The sequence below is a fragment of the Cytobacillus sp. genome (assembly GCF_032154635.1).
In the GTDB taxonomy this organism is placed as follows: Bacteria; Bacillota; Bacilli; order Bacillales; family Cytobacillaceae; genus Cytobacillus.
In genome coordinates this window covers 156,719-165,266 of record NZ_JALDXW010000006.1, presented here as the reverse complement: position 1 = coordinate 165,266, position 8,548 = coordinate 156,719, and the positions used below count along the sequence as shown (strand labels likewise).

General features: G+C 38.5%; 10 protein-coding genes. 2 read left to right on the top strand and 8 right to left on the bottom strand.

Annotated elements, in window-relative coordinates; translation table 11 throughout:
* Positions 1-33: 33 nt before the first annotated feature.
* A complete protein-coding gene (locus tag RUH74_RS06930; protein ID WP_313799542.1) occupies positions 34-195 on the bottom strand; it encodes a hypothetical protein in 162 nt (53 codons plus the stop codon).
* 113 nt (positions 196-308) lie between these two features.
* Here RUH74_RS06930 and RUH74_RS06925 point away from each other — a divergent pair, with 113 nt between their 5' ends.
* Entirely contained in the window at positions 309-761 is a 453-nt protein-coding gene (locus RUH74_RS06925) for a universal stress protein (protein ID WP_313799541.1), read from the top strand.
* A 37-nt stretch (positions 762-798) separates the two neighbouring features.
* On the opposite strand, the gene RUH74_RS06920 is transcribed toward RUH74_RS06925, so the two are convergent.
* The 3 genes from RUH74_RS06920 to RUH74_RS06910 all read right to left on the bottom strand — a co-directional run bounded on the left by RUH74_RS06920 (position 799) and on the right by RUH74_RS06910 (position 3,721).
* Complete coding sequence (locus RUH74_RS06920; protein WP_313799540.1) at positions 799-969, bottom strand: DUF2087 domain-containing protein; 171 nt, start codon at positions 967-969, stop codon at positions 799-801.
* A gap of 158 nt (positions 970-1,127) precedes the next feature.
* Complete coding sequence (gene argH / locus RUH74_RS06915) at positions 1,128-2,516, bottom strand: argininosuccinate lyase (RefSeq protein WP_313799539.1); 1,389 nt, start codon at positions 2,514-2,516, stop codon at positions 1,128-1,130.
* Positions 2,513-3,721 (bottom strand): argininosuccinate synthase, encoded by a 1,209-nt coding sequence (locus RUH74_RS06910; RefSeq protein WP_313799538.1) that lies wholly within the window; start codon positions 3,719-3,721, stop codon positions 2,513-2,515. The genes argH and RUH74_RS06910 overlap by 4 nt, the downstream gene beginning before the upstream one ends.
* A 216-nt stretch (positions 3,722-3,937) precedes the next feature.
* Here RUH74_RS06910 and RUH74_RS06905 point away from each other — a divergent pair, with 216 nt between their 5' ends.
* Entirely contained in the window at positions 3,938-4,252 is a 315-nt protein-coding gene (locus RUH74_RS06905; RefSeq protein ID WP_313799550.1) for a hypothetical protein, read from the top strand.
* Between the two features lie 127 nt (positions 4,253-4,379).
* On the opposite strand, the gene RUH74_RS06900 is transcribed toward RUH74_RS06905, so the two are convergent.
* From RUH74_RS06900 to RUH74_RS06885, 4 genes are all read right to left on the bottom strand, one after another.
* Entirely contained in the window at positions 4,380-4,892 is a 513-nt protein-coding gene (locus RUH74_RS06900) for a MogA/MoaB family molybdenum cofactor biosynthesis protein (protein WP_313799537.1), read from the bottom strand.
* Positions 4,889-5,731: an EcsC family protein gene (locus tag RUH74_RS06895; RefSeq protein ID WP_313799549.1), complete on the bottom strand. Its 843-nt coding sequence runs from the start codon at positions 5,729-5,731 to the stop codon at positions 4,889-4,891. The genes RUH74_RS06900 and RUH74_RS06895 overlap by 4 nt, the downstream gene beginning before the upstream one ends.
* Positions 5,732-5,892: 161 nt before the next feature.
* Positions 5,893-7,080 carry an acetate kinase gene (locus RUH74_RS06890; RefSeq protein ID WP_313799548.1) on the bottom strand — a complete coding sequence of 396 codons (1,188 nt, stop codon included), beginning with the start codon at positions 7,078-7,080 and terminating at the stop codon, positions 5,893-5,895.
* A 387-nt stretch (positions 7,081-7,467) separates the two neighbouring features.
* Positions 7,468-8,454 carry a class I SAM-dependent methyltransferase gene (locus RUH74_RS06885; protein WP_313799536.1) on the bottom strand — a complete coding sequence of 329 codons (987 nt, stop codon included), beginning with the start codon at positions 8,452-8,454 and terminating at the stop codon, positions 7,468-7,470.
* Between the last annotated feature and the right edge of the window lie 94 nt (positions 8,455-8,548).

The window sequence follows — 8,548 nt, the reverse complement described above, 5'->3', positions numbered from 1 at the left end:
ATGCGCATGACAGCTTTTTTAGTTTTTAAGAAATTAACGTTCTGCTTCTTCTTGTCCTGCATCAAGATCAAAATTAGCATTTGACTGGTCAATCACACCACTATTATAAACATCCATAATTTGCTCACTTACTGCACTCGTTCCTTCTTCATCGAAAAATAAATTTGATTGGCTTTTAGGTTCCCGTTTATTCATGAGGTGTTCTCTCCTTTATTCATAAATTGAACTGCCTCTTTTATTGTTCGATTTTTTGCTACAGATATACCCTTTTTGTTACTGTATAATTAAGGGAGAGGAGGGGAATTGATATGGGAATGAAGTATAAAAATATTTTAGTCGCTGTAGACGGGTCAACAGAGGCAGAATGGGCATTTAAAAAGGCCATTGAAATCGCCAAAAGAAATGATTCACATATTTTGCTTGCTCATATTATCGATAATCGCACGTTTGCAACCGTGGAGGCATATGACCGCACCATTGCAGAAAGAGCCAATATGTTCGCAAAAGAATTAATGGAAAAATACAAAAGTGAAGCTGAAAAAGCTGGTGTTACACATGTAGATTTTATTATTGATTACGGTTCTCCAAAAATTAAAATTCCAAAGGATATTGCAAAGAAGCGTGAAGTGGACCTAATTATTTGCGGTGCCACTGGGATGAATGCCGTTGAACGTTTCCTAATCGGCAGCGTATCTGAAAATATTACCCGCTATGCTCCTTGTGATGTACTAATTGTTCGGACAAATAAAGGAGAGGAATAAATAAAAAAATGATGTATGGAGAGTAGTTGTCCATGCATCATTTTTTATTTTTCGCTAATTCCTCATTTACCCAATATTCCCTGCAATCATTACTTCTTTCGAGTAAATGGGAATTCACTAAATATCTTCTTAAAATAGCAAAGTCAGCATAGATCGATGATAATCGTTCATTGACTTCTTTTTCCGAGTAAGACTTATTTATGTACATGACTGTCATCCTCTCTGAACTAGCTGATATCCTTGTAACCAAACGGATAAGATTCTGCTCCGTCATTTCATTTTAGACATGCAGATCTAGCCAGAGTTTTCCTAGTTTTCAATAAAAAGAACTGATTCAATTAGATCAGCTCTTTTTTCGACTTACTATTAAACTTCTATTTTATGATTTACCAACGCTTTTGCTTTTTCAAGAGCAATGGCAACTTGCTGGAATCCCGTTCCACCTGCACTATTTCTTCTCTTCACAGCAGTGACTGGATCTAACACCACATAAATATCCTCTTCAAAAAGCGGATTTGCCTTTTTATACTCTGCTAATGGCAAGTCACCAAGATAACAGTCTTGCTGGACACATGTTAGTACAAGTTTCCCGACAATTTCATGAGCTTCTCTGAACGGGATACCTTTATCAGATAAATAATCAGCGAGCTCTGTTGCATTGGAAAAATCAGTTCTCGTTGCTTTTTCCATGTGCGCCTTGTTCACCTTCATTGTTTGAATCATGCCAGCAAAGATTTTGAGGGAGCCTGTTACGGTTTTCACTGTATCAAACATGCCTTCTTTATCCTCTTGCATATCCTTGTTATAAGCTAATGGCAGTCCTTTCAGTACGGTTAAAAGCCCCATTAAGTTACCATAGACCCGGCCAGTTTTCCCGCGGATTAGCTCCGCCATATCTGGGTTTTTCTTCTGCGGCATAATACTGCTTCCTGTTGCAAAACTATCATCCAGTTCTATAAACTTGAATTCCTGACTAGACCAAAGAATAAATTCCTCACTTAATCTCGACAAATGCATCATTAAAGTGGAGGAATTCGATAAAAACTCAAGAATGAAATCTCGATCAGAAACAGCGTCAAGGCTGTTCTCATAAATCCCGTCAAATCCAAGCAATTCAGCTGTCACATGTCGATCAATCGGGAATGTCGTCCCTGCTAGTGCTCCAGCACCCAGTGGTGAGAGATTAATTCGCTTCAAACTTTCACTGAAACGTTCTTTATCCCTTTCAAGCATCCCAAAATAGGCCATCAGGTGATGAGCAAATGAAATAGGCTGTGCTCTCTGAAGATGCGTATAGCCAGGCATGACCGTCTCAATATTCTGTTCTGCTTGATCAATCAGAGCTTCCTGCATTTCCTGAATTAGTTCGATAATCACTTTCACCTGCTTGCGCAAGTATAGATGCATATCTGTTGCCACTTGGTCATTTCTGCTTCTGGCAGTATGCAGCTTCCCGCCAACTGGACCCACTAGTTCCGTTAAATAGCTTTCGAGATTTAAGTGAATATCCTCTAATTTAACGGAATAAGAAAGCTCATCATTTTCTGCTTTCTTCTTAAGCTGATTCAGTCCATCCATGATCATGCCTGCCTCTTCATCAGAAATGATTCCACATTTCGCAAGCATCGATACATGAGCAAGGCTTCCTTCTATATCCTCCATTACGAGTTCTTGATCAAACGAAATGGAGGCGCCAAATTCATCGACCCATTCTTCTGCTGATTTTGTAAATCTGCCGCCCCATAGTTTTTTCACACTGTCACCTTCTTATTCTTTTGAACAATGCTTTGCACCTTTGTAGGCAGACCCCATAGCTTGATGAATCCAACTGCTGCGTTATGGTCGAACTCGTCTTCAGATGTATAAGTGGCTAGCTTTTCATCATATAAAGAATACGGAGATTTTCTTCCTTCAATAATCGCATGACCTTTAAATAGTTTTACTCTCACTGTCCCTGTAACATAGGTTTGTGTTTCTTGGAGGAAAGCAGCCAAAGCAGTTTGAAGCGGTGAGAACCATAGCCCTTCATAAATAAGTTCTGCGATTTTCTTCTCAATTACCGGTTTAAAGTGTGCTACTTCTTTAACTAATGTTAAATCTTCTAGCTCTTTATGCGCTTTGATTAGAGTCATCGCTCCCGGACATTCATACACTTCACGTGATTTAATCCCAACTAGGCGATTTTCAACATGGTCTACACGGCCAACTCCATGCTTTCCAGCTAATGTATTTAATTCTAAAATAAGCTGTGCTAATGGGTAGTTTTTTCCATCTAAGCTAACAGGAACGCCTTTTTCAAAGCCGATTTCTACGATATCTGGCGTATTCGGTGCATTTTCTAGGCTTGCTGTCAGCTCATATGCTTCCTCTGGCGGAGCTGCCCAAGGATCCTCTAAAATACCACACTCATTGCTTCTCCCCCATAAATTTTGATCGATTGAAAATGGAGAATCTAAATTAATAGGGATTGGAATATTTTTCTGCTTTGCATATTCTATTTCTTCCTCTCGTGACCAGCTCCATTCACGGACAGGAGCTAAAACTTCAAGGTTAGGATTTAAGGCTTGAATGGCTACTTCAAAGCGGACTTGATCATTTCCTTTTCCTGTACAGCCGTGCGCTACAGCGACTGCTCCTTCTTTTTCAGCAACTTCAACAAGTTTCTTCGCTATTAGCGGTCTTGAAAGTGCAGAGATTAATGGATACTTATTTTCATATAATGCATGGGCTTGCAGTGCCATTAATGCATATTCACTCGCAAACTCATTCTTCGCATCAATCACATACGATTGAACAGCACCAACCGTTAGCGCTTTTTCTTGAATAAAATTAAGATCCTTCCCCTCCCCCACATCTAAACAGCAGGCTACCACTGAATATCCTTGATCTCCCAACCATTTAATAGCTACTGATGTATCTAGACCGCCTGAATAGGCTAGTACAACTTTTGGATTTGACATAAAAATTTTCCTCCTCTAAGCACGAATAATTATTCATCGTTGTTTGTTTTTATTCATTTATATGTTTATAAGATACCATATTTTTAATATTAATCAATAGTTATTCATCAAAATGTATAATAATTTATTCATTCTGTTTTATTTAAGATAACAATCCGTGGAAGGAATAGGCATAGTATAGTAGAATAGAAGCAACCTAATGCTGGAGGATGTTTAATTGTGGATTACTTTTCATATAATGAACGACTTGGTATTCCCATCCCTTCCTTTCATCAGGACTGGGATGATTATTCAAAAGAGACACAGCAAACCATTTTATTTCATTGGGAGAAAATCCGTGGCAGGATTCCAGACAGAATCGCAGAATTGGAAGACCATATCAATTCGAAACAAGCATTGCTTTCAAATGAAGAAAACTTTAATAAATCTTGCGAGTTAAACAGCGAAATTGCGGAACTTGCCTCCATAATTAATGATCTATGGCTATGGTACCGTACGCATCAGGATATCTCAGAAAAAATTCATATGTAAAAATAAAAATCCTTTCGCATATTGAAAGGATTTTTTGTTATTTTGGGTGATACAAAGTCATATTTATTTTTACGCGACTGTTTTTTCCTGTTTTATGATAAAAATATTGATAATGACATTGGCGGGTTTATAAATCCTTTTTCAACTCTCTTACCACATGTCCAAGCTCAGGCAAAATCAGCTTGTTCATAGCTAATTTCACCGCACCTGAAGAACCAGGTGTTGAGAAAACTGCTTTATCTTTAATAGTCCCTGCTACGGCACGCGACAATATTGCTGCAGAACCAATATCTTCTTGATAGCTTAACATTCGGAAGAGCTCTCCAAAACCGCTAATTTCCTTATCAAATAATGCTTTTACTGTTTCAATTGTGATATCTCTTAGTGCAATACCCGTCCCGCCATTTATAAGTACGACATCTATTTCCGGGTCATTGCACCCTTTCAATACTTCTGTACGGAGCTCATCTGCTTCATCTTTAACAATGCAATAACTGATTACGTTATGTCCTGCTCCTTCTAATAAATCCATCATTAGCTTCCCGCTCTTATCTGTAGTCTTATCCCTTGTATCACTAACTGTAATCACTTTACAGGCAACCTGTTTAGGCGCTTCCATTTTATGCTCATGTGTACTCATTGATTCTTCCCTGCTTTCTTATGTAAATATCTATACTGGTAATATTTGTGGGCAAATTCTGATACTTTTCGTGTTAGCTGGTAGTTTGCACTAGCTCCAATAGCCATACTGATGAATGGAATGCCTTGAATTGTTCGATTACGAAAGATAAGAATAGCTAATCCTTTTAATAATTGTTTGGCTGGCTGCTCTATCCACGTCACATCAGCAAGCTCTTCTTTGCCTTCATAAAAGTAATATTCTTCTTGGCTTTGCAGCTCACGCATCAGTTCATCCCATATCCTGCTTTGCATGCGCGAAGGAAGGGTAGCGGCATGAAAAACCTTGAGTGAAGTCATCATTTCATATGGCGTATTTACCTCTATCCCATAAGTCATTGCGATGAGCTGGACCACTCTTAAATTGATTACAGCCATTGCTGGGATATCAGCACCGAGCATGAGTGAACTGCCTGCCCCTGCCATTCCTCCTTGTGCAAATGAGTACAGCCGATGGCGGGCAATTTGCTGATCGGCAATGTACTGAAGTTGATCAATACGCAAATGTTTCAGATCTTCAATCGATTCAATTTCTGGGTTAAACACGCGTCCAGCGGTTAATATCCGTTCCCTTGCATCCATCTGCATTTGGGATCCTTGAATGAGTGCATGCAGATGAAATAGCCAATTATCCAGTGTAGAAAAGAATTGCGCCTGAACTTTTTCCGGCAGCAATGAAAACGATTTTTCTATATATCTCTCATATGTTAATTCAAAATCATTCGGTTCATAGCTATATAATTTCGTTTCCCATTCTTGAATCTCTGCCAAAACCCTTTTCTCACGCTCGGACAATGTCATAATGAACTCCTCCATCTCCTACCTCTTTTGCTAAAGTATAGCATAATTGAAAAAGGGAATTCTTGTTGGATATTCAGCCAGCTTATCAATTTTTTTATTGGACAAACCCTGAATCCAACCAACAAAAAACCACAGCTCATTTAATAAGCTGTGGCAATCAATTACTTAGATAATCTGACAACATCTCTGGCAATCATGACTTCTTCATCTGTAGGAATAATCATGACTTTAACTGGTGAATGAGGGAAGTTAATAAACGCTTCTTCCCCACGCACTTTGTTAAGAGAAGGGTCAAAATATACGCCCATGAATTCAAGACCTTGGAGCACTCGCTCACGAATGACATCACTGTTTTCTCCAATTCCTGCAGTAAAGATAATTGCGTCTACCCCGTACATTTTTGCAGCATAAGAACCGATATATTTATGAATTCTTCCCGCGAAAACTTCAAGCGCTAATCTGGCCCGTTCATTTCCTTCAGATGCTTGAACCTCAATGTCACGTAGATCGCTAGAAAACCCCGATACTGCAAGCATTCCGCTCTTTTTATTCAGCACATCTAATACTTCATCCGCTGTTTGATTCGTTTTTTCCATAATAAAAGGAATTAAAGCAGGGTCAATATTCCCTGAACGTGTTCCCATTGTCACACCTGCAAGAGGAGTAAACCCCATGGATGTATCGATTGATTTTCCGCCTTCAATCGCGGCAATACTTGCACCATTTCCAAGATGGCAGGAAATTAAGCGCAATTGATCCAATGGACGGCCAAGCATTTCTGCGGCCCTCTGTGACACATATTTATGAGAGGTGCCATGGAAGCCGTATTTACGAATTCCATATTTCTTATAATATTCATATGGCAAACTATAAAGAAATGAGCTAGCAGGCATCGTTTGATGAAATGCTGTATCAAATACGGCAATTGCAGGTACATCAGGCAGCACTTGCTGAAATGCTCTAATTCCAGTAATATTCGCTGGATTATGAAGAGGAGCTAGCTCAGATAAAGCTTCAATTTTCGCTAAAACTTCATCCGTAATAAGAACGGAATCGGTAAATTCTTCCCCGCCATGTACAACACGATGTCCGATTCCTTCTATTTCATCAAGAGATTGAATAATTCCTAACCCAGTTAATTTTTCTAGTAAAAGCTTAACTGCCACGTCATGATTAGGTATATCCAATGTTTCTTTTACCTTTTCCCCGTTTGCTACTATATTAAAAATTGAATCGTTCAAGCCTATCCGTTCAATTAAACCTTTTGTAATCACTTCCTCACTCGGCATTTCAAATAATTGAAACTTTAATGAGGAACTGCCGGCGTTAATTGCAATAATTTTTGCCATCATTCTACCGCTCCTTTTACATAACAACATCACAAAAAACAGTACAAGCTTATTTTGTACAACGGACATTATTAATATCTCTCAATTCCTCATTTAAACATTGTCAGCCGAACTTTTCAAGATGGTGCTGACAATGTTATCGTTTTCACAAAAAATAAAATATTTCAGAATTAAGAAATGCGCGAGCGCCTCGTTCATCTCCGTACTGTTGCTTCCTCCCTTAAATGACGGAAATAAAGGTATCATCGTGAGAGTGAACGAACCGATGCTGACTTATCTTAGGGACAAGACATGAAGTTTGATAGATGCTGAAGCTAGACAGCTAAAAGTTATATTTCCTATTCCTATATAAAAAGAAGCCGAAATTAACAAATCGGCTTCTAGAACTTATTTATTTTCTTTATACCATCCATCAATTTTACCTAGAATTTTTTCTACTTCAGCTGTTTTTGATAAGCTAGGCAGATTGACGAGAAGTACCTGCTTGGGAGGTTTTACGCCCTCTCCCTTTTTTTGGAGAATAAAAATGCTTTTCGCGGCATTTTTATTTTTAAATAAACTAAGAGGAAGCTGTAATAAGCCTTGAATGATCCCGTACTTCTTTATGTATTCATGAAGCTTCGGGGCTTGCTCACTCTCAAAAATTCCATTTGGAACAATAAAAAATAAATAGCCGCCGGCTTTTACATGCCTCATACTCTGTTCAATAAACAGATGATGTGCATATGTATGCCCGTCCTCTGCCTTCATTTCATAATCAGCCGCTCTTAAATCATTGGGATAATACCCTACAGGCAAATCACTAACAACGACGTCCGCTTCTTCTATAAACAATGGTTCAAGACTATCCTGGTTAAAAAATTGGATGGGATGCTGCTGTAGATTCGCATTTACATAGCTTAGCTTAATTAAAATATCATCAATATCAAGCCCGATCGCCTCGACTGATTTCGTAGGCTGTTGATTAATAACAGTCGTTAATAAATTTCCTGTTCCAACCGCCGGGTCAAGAAGACGAAAGGACTTATCCTGTACAAATTTATCAACTAAATAACCAACTAACATTCCAACAGCATCAGGCGTCATTTGATGATTAGGCTGGACAATCTCCTTCATGCCCTTAAGAATAGCTAACTGAAATGATTTTCGAATTTCCTCATTAGAGAAGCGACCTAAATGAATCGAGTCATAACTCTTGGTTAACCTTTTAATTGTCAACTCACTCAGTTCATCTTTTTGCAGAATACTCCCTTGAAAAATATTCTCTCCCGATTCAGCTAATGCCTCTAAATACGTACATGCCAACTCTTCTTGAATGATCATGGCTGTTTCATTAAAAACGGTAAATAATTCTTCTACCGGCGCTACACTCATACATAAATCCTCCCGTTCTTATTCTTCGTCCTATTTTAAAATGGAATAATCCGTATCTCAAGTTTTTTAAATAGCCTAGAAAAGCGCAAGCGCC

Coding starts and splice junctions, on each gene's coding strand:
- RUH74_RS06910 (WP_313799538.1), bottom strand. CDS start 3,721: ATGTCAAATCCAAAAGTTGTACTAGCCTATTCAGGCGGTCTAGATACA.
- RUH74_RS06890 (WP_313799548.1), bottom strand. CDS start 7,080: ATGGCAAAAATTATTGCAATTAACGCCGGCAGTTCCTCATTAAAGTTT.
- RUH74_RS06900 (WP_313799537.1), bottom strand. CDS start 4,892: ATGAGTACACATGAGCATAAAATGGAAGCGCCTAAACAGGTTGCCTGT.
- RUH74_RS06895 (WP_313799549.1), bottom strand. CDS start 5,731: ATGACATTGTCCGAGCGTGAGAAAAGGGTTTTGGCAGAGATTCAAGAA.
- RUH74_RS06925 (WP_313799541.1), top strand. CDS start 309: ATGGGAATGAAGTATAAAAATATTTTAGTCGCTGTAGACGGGTCAACA.
- RUH74_RS06930 (WP_313799542.1), bottom strand. CDS start 195: ATGAATAAACGGGAACCTAAAAGCCAATCAAATTTATTTTTCGATGAA.
- RUH74_RS06885 (WP_313799536.1), bottom strand. CDS start 8,454: ATGAGTGTAGCGCCGGTAGAAGAATTATTTACCGTTTTTAATGAAACA.
- RUH74_RS06920 (WP_313799540.1), bottom strand. CDS start 969: ATGTACATAAATAAGTCTTACTCGGAAAAAGAAGTCAATGAACGATTA.